This window comes from Streptomyces sp. NPDC046203, from assembly GCF_040646255.1.
Lineage (GTDB): Bacteria > Actinomycetota > Actinomycetes > Streptomycetales > Streptomycetaceae > Streptomyces.
Genome location: NZ_JBEYZX010000067.1, coordinates 1 through 22,427 on the forward strand (window position 1 = coordinate 1; position 22,427 = coordinate 22,427).

The 22,427-nt window shown below is 74.0% G+C and carries 19 protein-coding genes; 7 read left to right on the forward strand and 12 right to left on the reverse strand.

Features of this window, described 5'->3' with window-relative positions; genetic code table 11:
- Positions 1-45 precede the first annotated feature (45 nt).
- Positions 46-921, forward strand: coding sequence for a Gfo/Idh/MocA family oxidoreductase (locus ABZ990_RS29220; RefSeq protein WP_361238021.1), 876 nt, complete (start codon positions 46-48; stop codon positions 919-921).
- A 116-nt stretch (positions 922-1,037) separates the two neighbouring features.
- Here the strand turns inward: ABZ990_RS29220 and ABZ990_RS29225 are convergent, their stop codons facing one another.
- The 9 genes from ABZ990_RS29225 to ABZ990_RS29265 all read right to left on the reverse strand — a co-directional run bounded on the left by ABZ990_RS29225 (position 1,038) and on the right by ABZ990_RS29265 (position 13,407).
- Positions 1,038-2,225 carry a cytochrome P450 gene (locus ABZ990_RS29225; protein WP_361237968.1) on the reverse strand — a complete coding sequence of 396 codons (1,188 nt, stop codon included), beginning with the start codon at positions 2,223-2,225 and terminating at the stop codon, positions 1,038-1,040.
- Between the two features lie 186 nt (positions 2,226-2,411).
- Positions 2,412-4,088: a class I adenylate-forming enzyme family protein gene (locus ABZ990_RS29230; RefSeq protein ID WP_361237971.1), complete on the reverse strand. Its 1,677-nt coding sequence runs from the start codon at positions 4,086-4,088 to the stop codon at positions 2,412-2,414.
- Complete coding sequence (locus ABZ990_RS29235) at positions 4,085-5,908, reverse strand: CoA transferase (RefSeq protein WP_361237974.1); 1,824 nt, start codon at positions 5,906-5,908, stop codon at positions 4,085-4,087. Before ABZ990_RS29235 ends, ABZ990_RS29230 begins: the two co-directional genes overlap by 4 nt.
- The gene (locus ABZ990_RS29240) at positions 5,905-6,723 is read right to left on the reverse strand and encodes a methyltransferase domain-containing protein (RefSeq protein WP_361237977.1); all 819 of its coding nucleotides are present in this window, start codon (positions 6,721-6,723) and stop codon (positions 5,905-5,907) included. Before ABZ990_RS29240 ends, ABZ990_RS29235 begins: the two co-directional genes overlap by 4 nt.
- Before the next feature lie 203 nt (positions 6,724-6,926).
- A complete protein-coding gene (locus ABZ990_RS29245) occupies positions 6,927-8,534 on the reverse strand; it encodes a class I adenylate-forming enzyme family protein (protein WP_361237980.1) in 1,608 nt (535 codons plus the stop codon).
- Complete coding sequence (locus tag ABZ990_RS29250; protein WP_361237983.1) at positions 8,521-9,924, reverse strand: NAD(P)/FAD-dependent oxidoreductase; 1,404 nt, start codon at positions 9,922-9,924, stop codon at positions 8,521-8,523. Before ABZ990_RS29250 ends, ABZ990_RS29245 begins: the two co-directional genes overlap by 14 nt.
- A complete protein-coding gene (locus ABZ990_RS29255) occupies positions 9,921-10,925 on the reverse strand; it encodes a UbiA family prenyltransferase (RefSeq protein WP_361237986.1) in 1,005 nt (334 codons plus the stop codon). The genes ABZ990_RS29250 and ABZ990_RS29255 overlap by 4 nt, the downstream gene beginning before the upstream one ends.
- A 119-nt stretch (positions 10,926-11,044) precedes the next feature.
- Entirely contained in the window at positions 11,045-12,289 is a 1,245-nt protein-coding gene (locus ABZ990_RS29260; RefSeq protein ID WP_361237989.1) for a DegT/DnrJ/EryC1/StrS family aminotransferase, read from the reverse strand.
- Complete coding sequence (locus tag ABZ990_RS29265) at positions 12,286-13,407, reverse strand: DegT/DnrJ/EryC1/StrS family aminotransferase (RefSeq protein WP_361237992.1); 1,122 nt, start codon at positions 13,405-13,407, stop codon at positions 12,286-12,288. Before ABZ990_RS29265 ends, ABZ990_RS29260 begins: the two co-directional genes overlap by 4 nt.
- Before the next feature lie 421 nt (positions 13,408-13,828).
- Here ABZ990_RS29265 and ABZ990_RS29270 point away from each other — a divergent pair, with 421 nt between their 5' ends.
- From ABZ990_RS29270 to ABZ990_RS29295, 6 genes are all read left to right on the forward strand, one after another.
- A complete protein-coding gene (locus tag ABZ990_RS29270; protein ID WP_361237995.1) occupies positions 13,829-14,899 on the forward strand; it encodes a Gfo/Idh/MocA family oxidoreductase in 1,071 nt (356 codons plus the stop codon).
- Between the two features lies 1 nt (position 14,900).
- Positions 14,901-15,836, forward strand: coding sequence for a sugar phosphate isomerase/epimerase family protein (locus ABZ990_RS29275; RefSeq protein WP_361237998.1), 936 nt, complete (start codon positions 14,901-14,903; stop codon positions 15,834-15,836).
- Positions 15,833-17,119: a M20/M25/M40 family metallo-hydrolase gene (locus tag ABZ990_RS29280; RefSeq protein WP_361238000.1), complete on the forward strand. Its 1,287-nt coding sequence runs from the start codon at positions 15,833-15,835 to the stop codon at positions 17,117-17,119. The genes ABZ990_RS29275 and ABZ990_RS29280 overlap by 4 nt, the downstream gene beginning before the upstream one ends.
- A 66-nt stretch (positions 17,120-17,185) precedes the next feature.
- Positions 17,186-18,313, forward strand: coding sequence for an Ldh family oxidoreductase (locus ABZ990_RS29285; protein ID WP_361238003.1), 1,128 nt, complete (start codon positions 17,186-17,188; stop codon positions 18,311-18,313).
- Positions 18,310-19,254, forward strand: a complete 945-nt coding sequence (locus tag ABZ990_RS29290) for a Gfo/Idh/MocA family oxidoreductase (RefSeq protein WP_361238006.1) — start codon at positions 18,310-18,312, stop codon at positions 19,252-19,254. Before ABZ990_RS29285 ends, ABZ990_RS29290 begins: the two co-directional genes overlap by 4 nt.
- Entirely contained in the window at positions 19,251-19,676 is a 426-nt protein-coding gene (locus ABZ990_RS29295; RefSeq protein ID WP_361238009.1) for a hypothetical protein, read from the forward strand. The genes ABZ990_RS29290 and ABZ990_RS29295 overlap by 4 nt, the downstream gene beginning before the upstream one ends.
- A 131-nt stretch (positions 19,677-19,807) precedes the next feature.
- On the opposite strand, the gene ABZ990_RS29300 is transcribed toward ABZ990_RS29295, so the two are convergent.
- The 3 genes from ABZ990_RS29300 to ABZ990_RS29310 all read right to left on the reverse strand — a co-directional run bounded on the left by ABZ990_RS29300 (position 19,808) and on the right by ABZ990_RS29310 (position 21,984).
- The gene (locus ABZ990_RS29300; protein ID WP_361238011.1) at positions 19,808-20,341 is read right to left on the reverse strand and encodes an EF-hand domain-containing protein; all 534 of its coding nucleotides are present in this window, start codon (positions 20,339-20,341) and stop codon (positions 19,808-19,810) included.
- A 163-nt stretch (positions 20,342-20,504) separates the two neighbouring features.
- Entirely contained in the window at positions 20,505-21,620 is a 1,116-nt protein-coding gene (locus tag ABZ990_RS29305) for a nucleotide sugar dehydrogenase (protein WP_361238014.1), read from the reverse strand.
- Positions 21,621-21,675: 55 nt separating this feature from the next.
- A complete protein-coding gene (locus ABZ990_RS29310; RefSeq protein ID WP_361238018.1) occupies positions 21,676-21,984 on the reverse strand; it encodes a hypothetical protein in 309 nt (102 codons plus the stop codon).
- Between the last annotated feature and the right edge of the window lie 443 nt (positions 21,985-22,427).

A 22,427-nucleotide genomic window follows, 5' to 3' on the forward strand; every position in this document is an offset into this window, starting at 1 on the left:
GCGCTCTGCTGCACGGACCCGATCTGGCAGGGGCAACCGCTCCCCTTGGAGGTCGCCGAGGCGGCGCCGTCGGTCGACGCGCTGTTCGGGCATCCGCTGGACGCGGTGGTGATCGCGTCGGCGACGGCGGCGCACGCGGAGCTGATCGGGCGGGCCGCGGCGGCCGGACTGCCCGCGTTCTGCGAGAAACCGATCGCGCTGGACGTACCCCGGACGCTCGACGCGCTGAAGGCGGTGGCGGCGGCCGGGACCGAGCTGCAGCTGGGGTTCATGCGGCGCTTCGACGCCGGGTACCGGGCGGCGCGCGAGGCCGTCGCGGCGGGGCGGCTCGGCCGGCTGCACACCGTACGGGCGGTGACCTCCGATCCGGCGCCGCCGCCGGCCGCGTACCTGCCGCTGTCGGGCGGGCTGTTCCGGGACTGCATGGTGCACGACGTCGACATCGTGCGCTGGGTGACCGGCCGGGAGGTCGTGGAGGTGTACGCGACGGGGTCGGACGCGGGCCCCGCGATGTTCCGCGAGGCCGGTGACGTGGACACGGCGGCGGCGCTGCTCACCCTGGACGACGGCACGCTGGTGTCGGCGACCGCGACCCGCTCGAACGGCGCGGGGTACGACGTACGGATGGAGCTGGCCGGCGAGCGGGCCTCGCTGGTGGTGGGGCTTGACGAGCGGACCCCGCTGGAGTCGCTGGAGCCGGCGGGGCCGGCGGCGCCCGGGAAGCCGTGGCCGGGGTTCCTGGAGCGGTTCGGCCCGGCGTACGAGGCGGAGCTGGACGCGTTCGTCGCCCTGGTGCGCGGGGAGCGGGACAACCCGTGCGACGGGGGCGAGGCGCTGGTGGCGCTGCGGATCGCGGAGGCGTGCGCGCTCTCGCACCGGGAGCGCCGGCCGGTGCGGGTCGCGGAGATCCCGGCGGGCTGAGCCCGTCTTCTTGCCGTCCGTGGATTCGGGCCGTCCCTGGTTCGAGCCGTCCCCTGGTTTGGGCCATCCCCGGCCCGGCCGCCGCGGGGAGCCGTGGCGGCCGGGCCGGGGCGGGATCACCAGACGACGGGCAGATGGCGGGGGCCGCGGATCAGGATCCCCGGCATCCATTCCAGCGGGGGCGACTCGGGGGCGAGCGCCAGCCCGGGGAAGCGCTCCAGCAGCGACCGGACGGCGATCTCGCCCTCCAGTCGGGCGAGCGGGGCGCCCAGGCAGAAGTGGATGCCGTGGCCGAAGCCGAGGTGCCCCTGGGTGTCGCGGTGGATGTCGAAGGCCGCGGGGTCGGGGAAGCGGCCGGGGTCCCGGTCGGCCGCGGCGAGGCCGACGATGACAAGGGAATGCGCGGGCACGACCGTTCCGCCGATCTCGACGTCCTCGGCGGAGAAACGGTACGTGGCCGTCTCCACCGGGCCGTCGTGGCGCAGGACTTCCTCCAGGACGCCGGGGATCAGCGTGAAGTCCTCGCGCACCGCTTTCAGTTGCCCGGGGTGGGTGAGCAGCAGCCGCACCGTGTTGGTGATGAGATTGACGGTGGTCTCGTGCCCCGCGATGATCAGCAGCTGCGCGAGCCCGCGCAGTTCGGGAATCGAGAGCCGGTCGCCGTCCTCGGCGCGGGTGGCGACGAGCGCGGACATCAGATCCTCGCCCGGTCCCGCGGCCCGCTTGTCCTCGATGAGCGCGTCGAAGTAGGCGGCGAACCCCTCGGCGGCCTCCTCCTCGGTCATCGCCCCGCTGGGGGCGACGAGTTCGTTCGACCACAGGCGGAACGAATCGCGGTCCTCGGCGGGCACGCCGAGGAGTTCGCAGATGACGGTGATGGGCAGCGGGAACGAGAAGGCGTCGACGAGATCGGCCCGCCCGGCGGGGGCCATCGCGTCGAGGAAGGTGTCGGTCAGCCGCTGGACGCGCGGTCGCAGCGCCTCGACGCGGCGGGCGGTGAATTCTCTCGCGACGAGCTTGCGCAGCCGGGAGTGGTCGGGCGGGTCGACGCCGAGCAGGCTGGGCCCGACGATCTCGACTCTCGGCGGGACGAAGCCGGCGGCGCTGCCGTCCTTGACGAACCGCTGATCGGCGAGGGCGGCGCGGGCCTCCTCGTAACCGACGATCAGCCAGCCGGGCATTCCTTCGGGGCTGACGACCTGGTGGACCGGACCGGATTCTCGGAGCGCGGTGTAGTACGGGTGCGGGTTCGTGGTGAACTCCTGGCCGTACTCCCGCAGATCGATGATCGGCTTGATCGGCATGACTCCACTCTATTTCAAGTGCCTTGACAGTCTTCGGAATTGCCTGGAGGCAGGCGAATATGGCGAGTTCCGGACAGGGGGCGATCCGCGGGCGTGCGCCCGGAGTGAAGGGGAGCGCCTCCACTCGGTCGGCCGGACGGCGGTCGGCGCGCACCCGGGGACGACGACCATCGGACGGAAGCGCCCCTACGCCCGTCCGCCGCTCTCCTGAGCGTGACCCCCGGCCGAGGCCGCCGCCATGGCCATCGCCGCCTCCGTCAGGCTGCGGTGGCAGATCTTTCCGGTCGGGCCGAGGGGCATCTCCTCGACTACGAGGAGGAGTTCGGGGAGTTTGCGGCGGGACAGGCCCCGGCCCAGAAGATGGGCGTTGAGTTCGGGCAGTGTGGGCGTCCGCGCGCCGGGCGCCGGGCGGAGGCAGGCGCACAGGCGTTCGCCCAGGTCCGGGTCGGGGACGGGGACGCAGGCCGCCTCGGCCACGGCGGGGTGGGTGGCGAGTTCGTTCTCCACCTCGGCGAGACTGATGTTGAGACCGCCGCGCACCACGATCCTCTTGAGGCGCCCGAGGACGTGCAGCCGGCCGTGTTCGTCCAGCCGGCCGAAGTCGCCGGTCCGCACCCAGCCGCCGTCGTGAGTGCGGTAACGGGCGTCCAGTTCGGGCGCGTTGACGTAGCACATCGGAGTCATGGGACCCCGCGCCTCGATCTGGCCCTCGGGGCCGGTGAGCCGGATCCGGGCGACCGTCGGGTCCGGGGTGCCGACACTGGTTCCCGTCGGCCGGATCTCGCCCGCCGTATGGCAGTTGACGCCATCCGAGGAGCCGTAGACGGTCACCACGGGACGGTCGAACCGCTCCTGGCAGGCCCGGGCGACCGCCTCGGGCAGCGCCGCGCCGCTGGAGACGACCGTCCGCAGTGACGAGGTGTCCTCGCCGTCCCCGTGCGGGAGGTCCGTGATGCGCCGCAGCATCGTCGGTACCGCGAAGAGATGGGTGGGGCGGTGGGCGGCGATCAGCCGCAGGGCGTCCTCGGCGTCGAACGCCGGCTGGGTGATCAGTGTGCCCCCGAGCACGGCGAGGGTGACGGGCGTGCCGAGGGAGCCGAAGGAGGACGCCAGCGGGACGAGCACCAGGTGCCGGGGCGGCGACCCGGCACGGTCCGGGTCCTGGTGGAGCGCGCGGACGTAACGGGCCCGGCCGCCCGCCATGGCGTGATGGCTGTAGGCGACCATCTTCGGTTCGGCCTCGGAGCCCGAGGAGACCAGGATGCGGGCGGGGCCGTACGGGTCGACCGGCCGACGGGGTGGCTGCCGGGTGTCGTACGGCGCCGGGGAGCGCGGTCCCGGCTCGGGGACGTACACGGTGCGCAGGTGGGGCAGGTCCGCCACGGGGTCCGCTTCCCGGGCCGTGCGCAGGACGACACCGCGCGCCCGGGACCGGGCGAGCAAGGCCCGCAGGTCGCGGTCGTCGCCGGGCGGAAGCGGCAGGGCCACCGCCCCCAGGGCGTACACGGCGAGTTCGGCGGCGACCGCGTCGCGGCCGTTGGGCAGCCGCAGCGCGATCACATCGCCCGCCGCCAGACCTGCCCGCTCGAACTCGGCTGCGGTACGCCGCACTTCGGCGTCGAGTTCGGCGTAGGTGAGCACTCCCCCGGCGTCCACCAGCGCCTCGCGGCCTGGGTGTTCGGCGACCCGGGCGGTGAAGAGGCTGTACAGGTCGGCGTCCGGGCACAGGCCCCGCGCCACCCAGGACCGGCGCAGCTCCCGTGGGACGAGGTCGGGAAAGAGCACTCCGGCGCGCGAGGTCCACACCCCCTGGCCGAGCAAGGGCGGGGCGACGGTGGCGGTGGCGGTGGCGGTGAGGGTCATGCGAACGTCCAGGGAGAGTGGGGGCGGGCGTACGGGGCGGCCGAGTCCGGCGGCGCGACGGCCGCCTTGAACGCCGGGTCGCGGACCAGTCCGGCCAGGTCGGTCAGGACGGGGATCGCGGTCAGTCCGGCCCCGGCCAGCCGTTCCCGCCAGTCCTCGGTGGTACGGCTCCGTGGGTCACCGCCGCTCGCCAGCACCCGGCGCACCGCCTCGGGGTTCCGGCGGGCGCGCGGGCCGAGGGACAGATGGCCGTCCGCGGTGGGCAACGGCCGGTCCAGGGCGGTCCATTCGACCCGCCGCGCCGGGCGCGGGATCAGCGCGCCCGCCGACACCAGGGAGGACTCGACACCGCTGCCGCGCCCGGTCGCCGCACGCCGGGCCAGGGCGGTCACCACGGCGTGGGCGCCGACCAGTCCGCCGAGCACATCGGTGAGGGTCGCCAGGGAGGGGGCCGGGGGTTCGCCGGCCGGGCGCACGGCCGCGGCGAGACCGGTGTGCACCTGGGCGAGGTAGTCGGTGCCCACGGGGGTGGGCCGGTCGCCGAAGGTGTCGCCGAAGCCGGAGGCCCAGGCGTGGACGAGAGCAGGGCGCGCGGGCAGCAGATCGGCGGCGTCCAGACCGTGGCGGGCGGCCTTCCCCGGCGCCCAGTTGTGCAGGAACACATCGGCGTCGCAGGCCAGTTCGCGCGCGGCGGCACGGCCCCGCGCCGTGGTGAGGTCGGCCTCCACGACCCGCTTGCCGGCGTTGAGCGCCAGGAACCGGGCCGAGCAGTCCCCCGCCAGCGGCGGGAGCCAGCGCATCGGGTCGCCGCCCGGCGGCTCGATCCGGACGACCTCGGCGCCCAGCATCGCGAGGACGTGCCCGGCGAGCGGCCCCTGCACCCGGCGGGTCGACTCCACGACGCGCAGTCCGGCGAGCGGCAGGAGGGGTTCGCCCGGCGGGCGGGCCGCCGAGGGACCGAATCCCCACGGCTCCGGCCCCGTCCCCGCGCCCTGCCCCTGCCCCGACCGCCCCGGCCCCGGGGTGAGCCGCCAGGGCGCCGGGTTCACGGTCGAGAGCGGGTCGGAGGACACCACGAGGAGGCTGACGCCGGTGTCGTACGCGGCTTCCCGCAGCTCCGCGAGCGCGTGGCTGCGCGCGGCCTGCCGCAACGCGTCGGGGAGCGGGCAGACGGCGGTGGCGAACCGCTGCTGGAAGGGGAGCCAGCCCCGCCCGGAAAGCGCGGGCGGCACCGCGAGCCGGACCCAGAACTCCCGCCACGCCTCCGGGTCGAGGGTCTCGATCTCGATCCGGTGACCGCCGGAGGTGACCAGGGTCGCCAGACCCAAAGAGCCGCCGGAATCCCCGAGTTCCTGGATCGAAGGCTCGACTTCCGCACCCTCGCGGGCCGTTGCCGCCGCGAGATACTGACTGATCGCGAGCAGCGCGCCCTGGGCCACCGATGTCCGCGCCTCGCGCAGCCGCAGTCCCCGCGCCCGCCCGACGCCCACGGCGGTGGCGCCCAGGGCGGCGAGCACCCCGGCCACGACCGACGCGTAGTCGACGGCGAGCGGAACGGGTCCGCCCGTGGCCCGGCCATGGACGTGCTGGAGTCCGCAGGCGGCCTGGACGGCGCGCTCGTCCGGCAGCTCCGCGTCCACCGGTCCCGCCCAGTCGATACGGAAGGTTCCCTGGGGAGTGCCCTTCGGCAGCGCCTCCGCCGTGTGCCGCAGCAGGAGTTCGGCGATCCCGGCGGCGACCGCGGGCGGCTCTTCTCCGCCCGGCCCCTCGCCTCCGTCCGGCCGCTCCCCTCGGTCCGGTCGCCCGGTCGTCACGGTCACCGGCCCCCCTCACGGTCCGGCCGGCGCCCCTGCACCGAGTAGAAGACGCTGGAGGCGGCGCGGAAGGACGGATCACACATCAGCTCCCCCACCCGGTCCAGTTCCTCCTCGGTCATTCCCTGCGCCACCAGCCGGCCCCGGAGATTGCGGGTGTGGTTCAACTGGAGCCCCAGGCCAGGGTCTTCGGCGTGCCGGACCCCGATGGCGAGATGGACGTCGATTCCGGTCAGCCCGGCCGCCCGCATCGCCGCCGGCACCCGCCGCCCCCAGTGCGGGTCGCCGCCCGCCGCCCGCATGGCCGCCGTCTTGGCCGCCAGGAACCGCACGTACAACTCCTCCGCCGCCGGGTCCGGGGTCAGCAGCGGCGGCTCGTACGAGGCGTCGATCTCGTCGATCTGGAGCAGCCCGCCCGGTTTGAGGGCCCGCACCAGCTTGCGCAGCACGGCGTCTCGGCTCGGCACGTGCTGGAGCACCAGCCGGCCCACCACCAGGTCGTAGGCCGCGTCCGGGAGTGGGTCGCGGGCCACGTCGAGGGTGGCGACCTCCAGCCCGGGCCCGGGCACCAGATCACGCGGGTCGATGTCCGTGGCGAGCACCGAGCCGCCGCCCGGCGCCACCCGCTCCGCCAGCCATCGCGCGATCCCGCCGCCGCCCGCCCCGATCTCCAGGCAGTGCCAGCCCGGCCCCGCCCCGGCGGCGGCCAGCCGGGGCAGGGTCACCGGGTCGTAGGCGGCGGCCAGACAACGCTGCTGGTCGCGGCTGTGCGCGGTGCCGTTGCCGAAGACCCGCCGGGGAGCGGGGACGGCGGCGGACACGCCAGGCATACCAGGCACACCGAGCACACCGGGCTGAACAGGTGCGCCGGGCACCGCAGGCAGCACCTCGGCTACGGCGGCTACGACAGGCGCGGGGGACGGCTGGGACACGTACGACTCTCTCTGCTCGCTGCTCGTGACACGTATGCATGCGTGCCGGGGGGAAAAGCCCGCCCAGGGGCGGCCGGGCGGGCCGCCGGCGCTCAGGTCCAGCGGCCCGTGCCGGTGACCGCCTTGCCGATGAGCCGCTCGGCCAGCACCGCGCGCCGGACCTTGCCCGTACCGGTACGGGGCACCTCGTCCCAGGTGACGACGACGGGTTCGCCGAGCGGGGGCAGCCCGCGTACGGCCCGGGCCCACGCGTCCGGGTCGAGACGGCCGTCGGCGGTGACCACGACGGGCCGCGGGGCGCCGCCGTCCGGGGCGCCGACGACGACGCACTCCAGGGCCTCGGGCAGCCGCGCCTCCAGGACGTCCTCGGTGCGCAGACAGCTCATGTCGGGCAGTCCGGGCAGGCTGTCGGCCTCGCGGTCCAGGACGCTGACGCTGCCGTCGCGGTGGTGGATGCCCAGGTCGCCGGTGGCCCACCAGCCGCCGATGCGCTTGGCGTCCCAGCGTGGCCGCTCCCCCACGTATCCGAGCGCGAGCGCCTTGGTGCGGACGAGAAGCAGGCCGGTGCGGCCCCGGGGCACCGGGCGCAGGGTGTCGGGGTGCACCACCCGCAGCCCGGTCCGGCCCGGCACCGGACGGCCGAGGAGCCGGGCGTCGGTCCGGGCCTCCGGGAGGAGCGCGGACCGCCGGGTGTGGAAGCGGAAGGTCAGCGGCCCGGTCTCGGTCTGTCCCCAGCCCTGCATCCACAGCGGCCGGGAGTGCCGGCTGGCCGTCAGATAGGAGCGCAGGACGGGCGGGTGCACGGCGTCGTACGTGCTGATGTAGAGCCGGACCCGGCGGAACGGGTTGTCCAGGCGGGTGGTGAGGGGCCGCAGCCGTACGAAGCCGGCGGGCGGCGCCTCGACGACGGTCGGCGGGTGGGCGCGCAGCAGCGGGTCGGCCGTGTCCGGGGCGTCGCCGGTCAGCACCGTGATCCGGGCGGGCGCGGCGGACATCACGACGGCCGTCCAGCAGAAGGTGCGCCCGTGGGCGTACGCGCTGGCGTTGGCGAGGACGTCGTCGGCGCGGACGCCGATGACCGGGTAGCGCACCGCCTCGAAGCGGGCCAGTTCGTGGACGAGGGTGCGGGTGGAGTGCACCACCAGTTTGGGGACGCCGGTGGTGCCGGAGGTGTGGTGGACGACGAGGGGTTCGTCGTCGTGGCGCCGTACCGGCGGGCACGGTCCGGCCGGGTCCAGTGCGGCGAGATGGACGGCCGTTCCGGGGACGGGGGCGGGGGCGGGGGCGGGGGCGTCCACGGTGACGCGGATCGGGATCTCCGGGTCCCGGCCGAGCCGGGCCAGGATCCCCGCCGTGGTCACCAGCGCGGCGGGCCGCAGCCGGTCGAGCAGGGTCGTCAGGTCCTCGGCGTCGAGCGCGGCGGACAGTTGCGCGGGGACGGCCCCGAGCCGGATCGCGGCGCAGGCGAGCAGGTCGTAGTCCCAGTGGTTGTCCTTGACGATCGCCACCCGGTCGCCGGGGCCGACGCCCGCGTCGGCGAGGCGGGCGGCGGTGGCCCGGACCAGGGCGGCGAGTTCCGGGACGGTCCAGAGCGTGCCGGCGTCGGGGGCGATGTCGAAGGGGCGGTCCAGGTGGACGACGGTGGGGGCGCCGTGGGCCGCCGCCTCGTCGAACAGGGTGCCCATGTCATGCGGTCGCACGGATCTCCTCCGTCGGGTGGGGGGCGGGCGTGCGGCGATCGGCCAGCCGGGCGAGGACGCGGGCGGCGGCCAGCGCGCCGGAGCGCACGGCGCCTTCGGAGGCGGGTCGCAGCATCACCCAGTCGCCGGCGTACTCGACGGCGCGTACCGGGCGCGCGAGGAAGGGGGCGCGGGTACGCAGCGCCTCGGGGGTCGCCTCGGGCAGACCGTGGCGGAAGGCGTGGACGAGGTGGTGGCGGCGGGCCTCGGTGATGCCGGGCACGTACCGTTCGGCCGCGCGCAGCAGCAGTTCGGCGGTCTCGTCGGGGGCTCGGTCGAGGAGTTCGCGGACCCGGCGCGGGCCGGCCACGACGGTGATCAGGCCGTGTCCGGCGGGGGCCCGGCCGGGGTGTTTGGCGTGGTCGACGACGACGCCGGAGATCAGTTCCTCCTCGACGGCCGGGGTGAGCAGGATGTGCACCGGCCGGCGGGCGGCCGGGGCGAGCGGGCGGTCCAGGAGATAGCTGACCTTCAGCATGGAGGTGAAGGAGCAGGCGTCGAGGAAGGGCCGTTCGTCGGCGGGCGCGTCGGGGCGGAGCCGGGCCGCGACCGGTGCCGGTACGGCGAGTACGGCCGCCCGGGCCCTTACCGTCTCGCCGTCCTCGAAGCGCAGGACGGCGTGTCCGCCCCCGCCCCCGCCCTCGCCACTGCCCTCGCTCGCCGTGGTGACCTCCCGTACGGCGCGGCCGGTGACGACGTCGGTGGTCTCGGCCAGCCGTCGGGCCAGGAAGTCCATGCCGTCGCGGTACGTCCGCCAGGCCGACGGCGCGCCCGCTTCGAGCAGCAGGCTGACCAGCGGGGCGGCGGCGCTGCGGGCGGTGTCCCAGCCGAAGAAGCAGCCCGCGACCGGCTGGAGGAGGTAGTCGTGCAGCTCGCGGTGGTAGCGGGAGGCGGTCTCCCGTACGGTCGCGGCGCCCAGCGGGGTGCGTTCCGGGTGGTCGCCGTCGAAGCCGCCGCGGCGGCGGCCGGACCATGCCTGGAAGGCGGCCAGATCGAGCCGGGCGCGGGCGGACAGACCGGCGCCGGTGAGGACGGAGCTGTTCTCGCCGACGCCGGGATACGCGCGCCCGCCCCGCCAGACCGCGACGCCGCCGCCGACCCGGGGGACGTCGTACGGGCCGGCGCCGAGGCGGCGCAGCAGTTCCCAGGTGGCGCGGTAGCCGCGCGGGGCGACCTGTTCGGCGCCGGTGTCCACGGTCCAGCCCTCGTGGCGCACACTGCGCATCCGGCCGCCGACCGAGGGCAGTTCCTCGTAGACGCGGACGGTGAGACCGGCGCGGCGCAGTTCGTGGGCGGCGGTCAGTCCGGCGATGCCGGCGCCGATCACCGCCACGTCCAGATCGGGGGTCATCCGGCGGCTCCCGTCGAGGTCAGGTCGCTGGTGCCGAGGAAGCCGGCGGCCAGTACGTTGGCGACGGTCATCAGCACGACGCTGAGCCGGTGTACGGCGAAGCCGGTGCGCCGGGCGGTCATGATGTCGCCCCGGACGAAGCCGGTCAGGTACTGGCGGGTGCGCAGCGCGGTCGCGGGCAGCATCAGGAGCGTGAACCACCAGGGGGCCACCCCGGTGACGGAGGCGACGAGGCCGATGAGGAACTCGGTGGCCGACAGCGCGCCGATGAACACGGCGTTGCCGCGCTCGGAGACCAGCGCGGCGACCGTCGGGCGGCCGACGGACCGGTCGCCCTCGACGTCGTTGGTGTTGGAGTAGACGCCGAACATCAGCGGGCCGAAGCCGAACAGCACCGCCTGCACCATCAGGAACCCGGAGAAGCCGCCGGTCACCAGACCGTACGGGGCGATCACGAGGACCGCGCCGAGGGCGACCAGGAACACCTCCTGGAAGCCGTGGTAGCTGATCTTCAGTCCGTACGAGTACTGGAGCGACACCGCCCACAGTCCGCCCGCCGCGAGCAGCGCCCACAGCGGGCGGTGCGGGGCGAGCGCGGCGGCGCCCGCCCACAGCAGCACGCCGGCGGCGGCGCAGATCCAGGCGAAGCGCAGGGCCTGGGGGACCGTCAGGGTCCCGGCGACCAGCGGCTTGCGCGCCTTGCTGCGCAGCGGGTTGTCCGGGCCGTAGTTGGCGATGTCGCTGCCGTCCCGGAAGCCGGTGACGTCGTCCAGGGCGACCATCGCCATGAGCACGGCGATCTCTCCGGCCAGGAACAGCAGCAGCACCAGTCCCTGCCGGACGGTGAACGCGCCGAGCGGGAACAGGCTCGCGGACAGGGCGAGGAAGATGCCCAGGTAGTAGTCGTACACGTCCAGCTTGCCGAGCCGTGCGTAGAGCCGGGTCAGGCTCTCGGCGGGGGCGGCGGGCGCGGCCCGGCCGGCCGCGATGCTGTCCGTCATGGTTGTCCTCTTGGGATGTCTGCGGTGAAGAACGGAAAAGGGGTGCCGAGCGGAAGGGCTACGGGAGGAGAAGGGGTACGGGGGTACCGGGGGCGTGCGGGGGGCGGCCCGGGGCCGGCTCAGGGGCGGCCGGCGGCGAAGGCGCACACCCGGTCGGCGACATGCTCGACCTGTGCGTCGGTCAGCAGGTGGTGCACCGGCAGCGACAGATGGCGGCGGGCGGCGTCCTCGGCGTGCGGCCAGTGGGCGCCGGGCGGGGCGTACGCGGCGAAGGCGCGGTGCGCGGGCAGCGGGCGCGGGTAGTAGACGTGGCTGGCGATGCCGGCCTCGGCCAGGTGCGCACTGAGGGCGCTCCGGTCGTCGGCGAGGACCGTGTACACGTAGAAGCACCGGCCGTCCCGGTCGGGCGGGGGCGGCAGGACGCCGCGCTCGGCGAGCGGGGTGAAGCGTTCGGTGTAGTACGCGGCGATCTCGGCCCGGCGGGCCAGCCGGGCCGGGAATCCGGCGTAGCGGTGGCTCTGGAAGGCGGCCTGGATCTCGTCGAAGCGGCTGTTGATCCCGACGGTGTGGTGCACGAAGCGGGTGCCGGGGCGCTGTCCGTGGTTGCGGAGCATCCGCACCCGCTCGCCGAGGGCCGCGTCCCGGGTGAGCACCGCGCCGCCCTCGCCGGGCATGCCGCAGGTCTTGACCTGGACGAACGAGTAGACGCCGGCGTCGCCCCACAGGCCGGCCGGGACGCCGTCCAGGACGCCGCCCTGGGCGACCGCCGAGTCTTCGAGCAGGCGAAGGCCGTGCCGCCGGGCCAGTGCGGCGAACCTCGGCATGTCGGCCATCACGGAGAACATGTGCGCGGGCATCACCGCCCTGGTCCGCTCGGTGACGAGCCGTTCGGCGGCGTCCGGGTCCATGGTGAGGGTGTCCGGCCGGATGTCGGCGAAGACGGGGGTGGCACCGACGCCGATCACCGACGCGGCGAGCGGCGCGCAGCCGAACGCGGGCACGATCACCTCGTCGCCGGGGCCGATGTCCATGGCCCGCAGCACCAGCCACAGCGCGGAGGTGCCGCTGGAGCAGGCGACGACGTCGGCGGCTTCGAGGTCCGCGCGCAGCAGTTCCTCGAAGGCGGCGGTGCGCCGGCCGAGGATGAAGCGCTGCTCGGGGTCGAGCCCCACCTCGCGGACCAGGTCCATGAGGACGGGGCGGTCGGCTTCGAAGAGGTCGGGCGGGAAGAACGGAACGGCCAGAGTCGGTACGGCTGTTGGGGCTTCGTCCACGGGCTGGTCGGACGTGGGCGGGTCGAATGCGGGCCGGCCGGACGCAGGAGGGTCGATCGTACGGTGGTCGGTCATGCGGTGGTCGGTCATGCGGCCGTCCTCGTCTTCGTGTGGAAGGAGCGGACGGCGTCGCACACCCGGTCCAGTTCGCCGAGCCCGAGGTCGGGGTGGAACGGCAGGGCCACGGCGTGCCGGGCCGCCCGCTCGGCGTGCGGGAAGCCGCCGGGCTCATGGCCCGGACGCGCGAAGGCGGGCTGGTGGGCGAGCGGCACCGGGTAGTAGACCTCGGTGCCGATGCCGAGCCGTTCGAGGTGGGCGACGAGTTCGTCGCGGCGCTCGGTCTCGATCAAGTAGACGTAGTACACGTCGCGTTCGAGCGCGTCCGGCCCCTTGGCGGTGGTACGGGGCAGGCGGAGGATCCCGGGGACGCCGGCCAGGCGGGCGGTGTACGCCTCGGCCAGCTCGGCGCGACGGGCGATCTGCCGTTCCAGGAGCGGGAGTTTGGCGAGCAGGACGGCGGCCTGGAGGTCGTCCATCTTGCTGTTGACGCCCGGCAGGGTGGTCTCGGTGGAGATGGCCCGGAAGTCGTTCAGGGTGCTGCCCGCGCGGCCGTGGTGGCGCAGCGCGCGGACGGTGTCCGCCACCTCCGGGTCGTCGGTGAGGACGGCGCCCGCGTCGCCGATCGCGCCGAGCGTCTTGGTGGGGAAGAAGGAGAGCACGCCGCCCGCGCCGTGCAGACCCGCGTGGACGCCGGCGCGGCGCATGCCGATCGCCTCGGCGCTGTCCTCGACGACGGTCAGACCGCGGCGACGGGCGACGGCGCCGATGGCCGTCAGATCGGCCATCGTGTGGAACAGGTGCACCGGCATGACGAACCGGCTGCGCGGGCCGACGGCCGCCTCCAGCGCCGCCGGATCCATCGCATAGGTCTCCGGGTCGATGTCGACGAACTCCGGTACGCCGCCCGCCAGGACGACCGCCGAGGCGGTGGCGAAGAAGGAGTACGCGGGCACCAGCACACCGTCGCCGGGGCGCAGGCCCGCGGCCCGGAGCAGCAGGACGAGCGCGTCGGTACCGCTGTTGACGCCGATCACATGGCGCGCGCCGGTGTAGCGGGCGAGTTCCGCTTCGAGCTGCCCGACCTGTTTTCCGTGGGAGAACTTTCCGCTGCGGAAGACCTCGTCCATCATCTTTTCGATCGAGGGCAACAATTGTTCGAACGTGGCGGCCTGAGTGAAGAAGGGAATCGCTTCTTCTTCACCCGCAACGACCGTCGCATCCGTCAATACACTCTCGGGCTTCACTGGAACGTGTCCATCGGAAGGCAATCCCGTCCCCGCCTCATCGCGTCTCTATGGAGTCTCTGGAGCCTCGGAAATCACTGAAGTCTCCGGTGTCTCCAGGCTAGTCGGGCCCGATGGCGGCGGTGAAAGCGAAAGGATCATCTTCACACTTATGGGTAACGGCTTTCCGGATCGCTTGACCGCCTCCGCGCACGACGGCAATAGTCGTCCGGCGCAACGAACGTGAGCATGGATGCCCCCTCTCATGGACATCCCCCTCATGAAAATCCCTCTTTGGAGGGACACCCCTCTTCAGGGGAATTCCCTCACTCTCCCAGGAGGCTCTGTGCTGAAGCCCCTCGTGGTCGGGCTCGGCCGGTCCGGATCCGGACTCCATCTGCGAACGCTCTCCCGGCTGGCCCGACGCACCGCCGCCGCGGGCGCCCCGCTCGTCTCCCTGCCCGCCGTCGGCTGCGACCCGCGCGCGAGCGCCCTGCGCGCCGCGGGGCCGGGCGCGGACTCCCCCGCCGGGACCGGCGCCACCGTCGTCGCCTCGCTTGAACAGGCCCTGGCGCATGTGGATCCCGCCCACACCGTGGCCCATGTGTGCACCCCACCCGCGCTCCGTCACGCCCTGATCGCGGAACTCGCCGGACACGGATTCCGGCGGATGATCGTGGAGAAGCCGCTCGCGGCCTCCCTGGACGAACTCGACGCCCTGATCCGGCTCCGCGACCAGGCGGGGCTCGACCTCGTGACCGTGTCGCACTGGACCGGCTCCCGGCTCGCCACCCGGCTGCGCCGGCTGGTGCGCGGCGGACGGCTCGGCGCGCTCCGCCGGATCACCGTCGACCAGCACAAGCCGCGCTTCCACCGCTCCCTGGTCACCCGGGGACACCGCACCGCGCTCGATGTCGAGATCCCTCATTCCCTGGCCCTCGCCCTCGACTTGGCCGGTCCCGCGACGCTGCGGACCGCGCGCTGCTGGGATCTGCGGTGCGAGGACCGCGAGTTGCCCGGCATGGGCGGCGCGCATGTCGAACTGGACCACCACTCCGGGGTGTCGACCCTGCTGCGCTCCGACCTCGGCGCGCCCGTCCGGCAGCGCAGTGTCGTCTGCGAGTTCGAGAACGGAACGGTCACCGCCCACTTCCCGCTCAGCGAGGACGACGACCACGCCCAGCTCGTCGTCGCCCCCTTCGCCGGCGGCGCCCCCGGACCGGCCGGCGCTCCCGAGGAGGCCGGCCACCATGTCTTCCGGGACGACGCCCTGACGGACTTCCTGGAGGACGCCTACCGGGGCTTCGCCTCCGGCACGGCGGACGCCGGGAACTTCCCGCTCGCCCGCGAGACCACCCGGCTGCTGTGCGCGGCCCGGGAACACGCCGCGCTCGCGGCCTGCGCCGGGAGCCGCTGACATGTCCCCCTTCCCGTACGACCGTTGGACCCTGACCGGGATCGGCGACGAGGCGGCGGCCGGCGCGGACGGTCAGCTCACGGCCCTCGCGCGGCTGGGCTGGGACACCGTCGAACTGCGGTCGGTCGACGGCATCGCCCTCGCCGACCTCACTCCGGCCGCCTTCGCCGGACTGACCCGGCGGCTGACCGACGCGGGCGTCCGCGTCGTCGCGGTGGCCTCCCGGATCGGCAACTGGTCCCGTCCGATCACCGGCGACCTCGCCCGGGACCTCACCGAACTGGACATCCTCGCCGAGCGCTGCGCCGCGCTCGACTGCCGCTTCGTACGGATCATGTCGTACCCCAACGACGGTCTGCCGGAGCCCGACTGGGCCGATCGGGTCCTCGCCCGCACCGCCGTCCTCGCCGACCGCGCCGCACGCGCGGGCCTGGTCCTGCTGCACGAGAACTGCGCGGGCTGGGCCGGGGAACGGGCCGACCGCGCGCTGCGGCTGCTGAGCGCCGTCGACAGCCCGGCCCTGCGGCTGCTGTTCGACATCGGCAACGGTGTCCCGTACGGCTACAGCGCACCCGAGCTGCTGCGCCCGCTCGCCCCGTACGTCGCCCACGTCCATGTCAAGGACGCGGTCCGCACCCCGGACGGCGAGACCGCCTACACCCTGCCCGGCGAGGGCGACGCCGAAGTGGCCGCGTGTCTGCGGATCCTGGCCGCGCACGGCTACATCGGGGCGCTCTCCCTCGAACCCCATCTCGCGCTCCGCCCCCACGAGGGACTGACCCGGGCCGGCGAGGACGCCGCCGACCTGTTCGTACGGGCGGGGCGGGCGCTCACCGGACTGCTGCGGTCCCTGGACGGGGCCCCTGACCGGGCCCCGGCACCCACCCCCTCCCCCGGACCCGTCTCTGTGACAGCCACCCTGGACGGCCCGGCGTGAGCGGTCTGTTCACCGGACCGGACCAGGATCTGCTGCTCGCCCTGCTGCGGCTGCCGAGCGTCAACCCGCTGGAGGCCGGACCGGACGATCCGCCCTCCCGGCTGCCCGAGGTCCTCCGGCGGTACGCGGCGGCGGCCACCGGAGCGGGGCTGCGCACCGTACGGCTCGCGTCGCCGCCCGCCGCCTGCCTGGACCGGCCCGGCGTCCCGGCCACGGTCCGCGCCGCCGCCGCCCGCGATCCGCGTTTCCTGGCGGACCAGCCCAGTCTGCTGCTGCGGCTCGGGCCCCGGCTCCCGCGCGCCGCGACCCTGATGTTCAACGTCCATCTGGACACCGTCGCCGGCCACACCCCGCCCGCCTTCGACGGCACCCGGTTCACCGGCCGCGGCGCGGTCGACGCCAAGGGACCCGCCGTCGCCCTCCTCGCCGGGCTGCGGGCCGCCTCGGCCCACCCCGCCGTCGGACGGGACATCGGCATCCTGGTCCAGGCCGTCGCCGGGGAGGAGGGCGGCGCGCTCGGCACGTACGGCACCCGCCCGCTGCTCGAAGCCGGGCACCACGGCCGGCTGAACGTGTTCTGCGAACCGACCGGACTGCGCGCGCTGCCCCGGGCCACCGCCTCCATGACCGCCCGGTTCACCGTCACGGGCGAGGACGCCGTCGACGACCACCCCGACGCCGGGCACAACGCCACCGTGCTGCTCGGCTTCCTCGCGCAGCACCTCGCCGCCCGCCTGGACGGAGCCGTCCCCGGCACCCGGGTGTGCCTCGCCGGACTGCACACCGGCCACACCCACAACCGGGTGTTCGGCACCGGCACCCTGCTGATGAATCTGTCGTACGGCACCACGCAGGCCGGCCGACGGCTCCGGGAAGCGGTGCCCCGCCACCTCGCGGACGGCCTGCGCCGCTTCCGTGAACTCTTCGGCGCGACCCGCGAGTTCGGCCGCACGGCGCACGAGGCGGACCATGTCGTCCGGCTCTCCTGGGACAAGCACGGCCTGCCCGCACTGGACAATCGCGACCCGTGGGCCGAGCGGCTGCTGGAGCGCGCCGGGGCCCTGTCCGGGGCCGACGCCCCCGGCTTCACCTGCGACGCGGTCTGGGCCGCCGGCCTCGCCGACGCCTTCACCGTGGTCCTCGGCCCGGGCGATCTCGCCGCCAACCGCGCCCACGCGCCCGGGGAGTTCGTCGACCTGGCCGATCTGGCGGACTTCGCCGGCGTCGTCCACCGCCTCGTCACCCGCTTCGCCGAAGAGCGGCAGCCCTTCCGCCTCCCCTGACGCCTCCCGATCCCCCCCTTGTCCCCCCTTGCTCCCTTGCCCCGACCTCCTCGAAAGGAGCGCTGGATGACCGGGTCCACCACCACCCCGGCGGTGACCGCTCCCCCGCCCGTCCTCGTCGATCACGCCGCCCTGCTCACCGCCCTGACCGAGCGCTTCGCCGGCTACGGCATCCCGGACGACCGGGCCCGCCTCGCCGCCGAGGCCCTCTGCCACGGCGACCTCACCGGCCTCGACTCGCACGGCGTGTTCAACCTCGCCCGGACCTATGTGCCGCTCCTCCAATCCGGCCGCTGCGACCCGCACGCCGCACCGCTGACCCTCACCGATCTCGGCGCCTGCGCGGTGGTCGACGCCCGGCGCGCGCTGGGTCTGTGGGCCGCGGCCGAGGCGATGGACGACGCCGTCGCCCGCGCCCGGCGGCACGGCATCGGCATGGTGTCCGTACGCGGCGCTACCCACTTCGGGTGCGCCGGATTCCACGCCGTGCGCGCCGCGCACGCGGGGATGATCGGCATCGCCGCGAGCAACTGCGGCGGCCAGCGCATCGCGCGCCCCCCGGGCGGGGCACTGACGATGCTCGGCACCAATCCGCTGAGCGTCGCCGCGCCCGCGCTCGACGGCCACCCCTTCCTCCTCGACATGAGCACCACCGTCGCCCCGACCGGCAAGGTGCGGGTCGCGGAGCGCCGCGGCGAGCCGGTGCCCGCCGGCTGGCTGGAGGACCACGACGGCGACCCGGTGACCGATCCGGCCGCCTTCGACCGGGGCGAGGCGTTTCTGCGCTGGCTCGGCGGGACGGCCGAGACCGGGGTCCACAAGGGCTTCGGGCTCGGCATCGCGGTCGAACTGCTGTCCGCCGTGGTCTCCGGTTCGGCGTTCGGGCCGTCGCCCTCTGCTCTGGAGGGCGACGGCCGGCCGCACGGACGCGACGACGACATCGGCTTCTTCCTCCTCGCGATCGCGCCGGAGGTGCTGCGCCCCGGCGCGGACATCACGGCGACGACCCGTTCCCTCTTCGGCACGCTCGCCGACTGCCCGCCGGCGACGCCCGGCGGCACACCGGTGCGCTACCCCGGCTGGCGGGAGGCGGAACTGGCCGCGCGGCGGCGCCGCGAGGGCATCCCGCTGCCCGCCCATCTGTACACGGAGCTGGCCGAACTGGGCCTGCTGAAAGACATGGAGGCCGCATGATGACCCGACCCCTGCGCCTGGGCGTCGTCGGACTCGGCGCCATCGCCCCGTACTACCTCGCCGCCGCCGAGCGCCTGCCCGGCTGGGAACCCGCGGCGGTGTGCGACGCGCGCGCCGAACCCCTGGAGCGGTTCGAGGGCCCGGCGGCCCGCTACCGCGACCACCGGACGCTGCTGGCCGAGGCCCGCCCGGACGCCCTGGTGGTCGCCGTCCCCAACCATGCCCACCTCGCGGTGTGCCAGGACGCGCTCGCCGCCGGCGTCCCGGTGTGCGTCGAGAAGCCGCTCGCCCTCACCGCCGTCGAGGGGCGCCTGCTCACCGATCTGGCCCTGCGCCACGACGTCCCGCTGGTGACGGCCTTCCACCGCCGCTACAACTCCGCGGTCGTCACCCTGGCGCGCGAGGTCGCGGGCCGGGACATCCGCGCCGTGCGGGTGCGCTATCTGGAACGCATCGAGGAGCATCTCGGCGGCGAGGACTGGTACTTGGACCCGGCCCTGTGCGGCGGCGGCTGTGTCGCCGACAACGGGCCCAACGCCCTCGATCTCGTACGGCTGTTGCTCGGCGAGGTCATCGTCTCCGGCTGCGAGATCCAGCGCGACGCCACCGGACTCGACCGGCAGGCGGTGATCCGTCTCGACGGCCTGGACAGCCCCGGCGCGACGGCGACCGTGCATCTGGACTGGTCGTACCCGGGCGAACTCAAGGACATCGAGGTCGAACTCGCCGACGGCGAGGTCCTGTACGCCGACATGCTGGCCGGCCACTCCGGCTTCAAGACCTCGCTGTGGCACGAATACGAGGCGATCCTCGCCGAGTTCGCGGCCGTCGTGGGCGGCACGGCGGCGGCCGGCCCGGGCGGGCACGGCGGCCTCGCGGCGCTCCAGCTGGTGGAGGCGGCCTACGCCTGCGCGACCGCGACGACCGGAGCGGTCCGGTGAACCCGCTGGAGGACGGCCCGAAGCGGGTGGTGCGCGGGGCGCTGGTCAAGGTCCTGACGCATCGGCGTACGGACCGGGGCATGCGGGTCGAGGAGCACGCGGCCCGCTGTGTACGGCGGGGCGAGGTGCACGAACTGGTCACCACCGATCAGTGGGAGCCGCACCCGGGCGCCCGGATCGACCGGGTGGGTTTCCTGGGCTTCGCGGAGCTGGAGTGCGGTGGGGTGATCGACCGGGGCGACGTCGTGAGCATCGGGGACACCCCGGTGGGCACGGTCCTCGGCTTCGACGCCTGCCATCTGCCGAACCACTACAACATCCTGATCCACACCCCTCGGCCGCTCAGCGGCGGGGATCTTCAGCTGCGGCCCGAGGTCCCGGTCGTCTTCACCCAGGGCGAGTCGGTGGCGGCCGGCCCGTAACGTACGTGACCGGCCGCGGTGACAATCGGCCTGCCGTGTACGACGAAAGAAAGCCGCGCCTTACGGCGTGCCCTGTCGGAGGCACGCCGTAAGGCGCGGTCGTTTCGGCGGTCGGCCGAGTGCGGCCGGTCTCAGCCGAGCAGCTCGACGTCCAGGGTGCCGAAGTGGAACTCGCGCATCACGCGCAGCAGCTCGTCCTCGGACAGCCGGCCGTCGCCGTTGGCGTCGACCTGCGCGAACAGCGGGCCCGCCTCCGCGTCCGGCACGCCGACGGCGGTCAGCCAGGAGGAGAACTCCACCGGGCTGATGTGGCCGTCCTTGTCCTCGTCGCAGACGTTGACGAGGGCGTTGACGACCGGGCCGAGGGCACGGTTGAAGCTGGCCTCGCCCTCCTCGAACAGCATCTCCTTGGTGGTGGCGAGGAACTGGTCCTGGCTGATGCCACCGGTGGCGGAGACGCCCACGCGCTCGGCCAGGCCCTCGAAGAGCACCTGGAACGCGTTGACCAGCTCCTGGGCCTCCGGCGAGTCGGCCTGCTTGCCCAGGTTCTTGGCGATCCGGGCCGCCTCGGCCTGGAAGTCGCCGGCCTCGAGCACGCCGTTGCCGTCGGTGTCCCACTTCTCGAAGCGCTTCACCAGACGGTCGTTGGCGACAGCAGTGCTCATAGCATTCTCCTTTTCGCGTCGTCCCCGAGGGACATGTGGTGTCGTCCCCGGGGGACTTGGACCGCGGCACCTGGACAGGGCCGCGACCGTGCGGGGTGGTCACACCCCGCACGGGGGTCGGTGGTCCGGCGGCGGGTCGGGCCGCCGGAGTCGTGGAAGGGGGTCAGAGGAGCGCGACCCTGCTGCCCGCGACCTTGCCGCGGGTGTCCAGCAGGACGCAGCGGGCTCTGCCCGGCGCCTCCCTCGCATAGCAGGAGTGGTCCTGGAGCAGGATCGCCACATCCGTTTGGTTCAGGGCCTGTTGGAGATCCGTCGCGCGGGGCAGTGCGCGGTCGTCGCCTTCGGTCCGGCCGCGCGCCTCGGCGAGCGGGGTCAGCGCGCGGTCGACGACATGTCCCGGCATCCGGCCGAGGACGTCGTGCGCCGCGGCCGGCATGCGGAACGGGAAGCCTTGGGACTCGGCCCGGGCGGCCGGATCGCGGGGGTCGACGGGGACGCAGTGCCCGCCGACCCCGGGGCCGGGCCGGAAGGGTGCGAAGCCGAACGGTTTTGACGCCGCGCCGTGCAGCACGTCCCAGACGTCGATCCCGGTCCGGCGGCGGAACAGCGCCGCCTCGTCGACCAGCGCGATATTGATGGAGCGGTAGGTGTTCTCCAGGAGTTTGGCCATCTCCGCTTCCCGCGTACCGCGGGCGACGACGAGATCGTCAATGAATCTCTCATAGAAAGCGACGGCACATTTCGCGCACAAAGACGTGCAGCCACCGACAATTTTCGGAGCGTTACGGACATTCCATGTCCCATTGCCCGGATCGATACGCTGCGGCGAATACGCGAGGGGGAAATCCTCCCCTGCCCTCAGCCCGCTGCCGCGTTCGAGGAGCGGCCGGACGACCTCTTCCGTGGTGCCCGGACAGCTGGTGGACTCCAGGACGACGAGCGTGCCGGGGCGCAGCCGGGCGGCGACGACCGCGGTGGCGTCCTCGACCGCCGACAGATCGGGCAGGCCCTCGGGGGTGAGTCCGGTCGGCACACAGATCACGACGGTCTGCGCACCCTCCAGGATCCCCGGGTCGGCCGCGGCGTGAAAGCCCGCGTCCAGCATGGCCGTGACCTCCGCGTCCAGGACCCCGCCCACCGGGGAGCGCCCGGCGGCGAGGCTGGACACCACCGCATCGGAGACGTCGTATCCGGCGGTCGCCAGACCGGCGGACACCGCGGCCCGGGCGAGCGGAAGCCCGACGTGTCCCAGCCCGATGACGACGAGATCGAGGGCCATGTGCAGCAGTGCTCCAGAGTGCGGGGCGGACGAGAGCGGGGACGGACTGCGCGACTCAGGCGGAGAAGCTGCCGCTGCCGGGGACCACGTGCGACCCGTGTCCGGGCGGGACGACCAGGCCGGGCGTCAGGCAGAACGGGTCGCCGTACACCGTGACCGGCCGGTCCGTGCGATTCGTCAGCACATGGGCGTCACCCGGGAGCTTCTGGCAGCCGCGCGGGGCGTCGTACACGGTGAGCGGCGAGAGTTCCGTCCGGAACACCACGACGTCACCGCTTCCGGCCGCCACCGCCGTACCGGAAGCAGCGCTCGCGGCGAGCAGCGCACCGGTCGCGGCGAGCAGAACATTCCGGGTATGACGCATGTATTTCCCCTTCAGAAAAGCGGCGTTGAACCCATTCTCTGCGACGGATACGAGGATTAAGCACGAAAGAATGCCCATACGCCCGAACGAGGGATATGGTCAATTGAAGTTGCCGTGAAGGCCGGTGCCACGGGGTCTGCGTGCCGTCCGCCCCGTCTTCGGTTTCCGCAGGCCGGAGGGCTCCCTCTCAGGGTGTCCGGGGGCTCGTGCGGCACCCGGCGGCCCGATGCGAGCGGACGGCCCCGGGTGGGCTTCACCACCGCCGGCGGTGGCCGGGGCGCCACGGGTTCCGGCCCCGGCTCCGCTCGCCAGGGAGGCGGAACTTCCCTGCGGTCATGGAGAGTTCCGCCTAGGGCGTGTTTCGAAAGTAGCTCCGTCCGCCCGGAGGGCGGGGCCTGCGGCGTCTGGTGCGTACGATCGCAAGGCGGAGGATCATCCTCGTA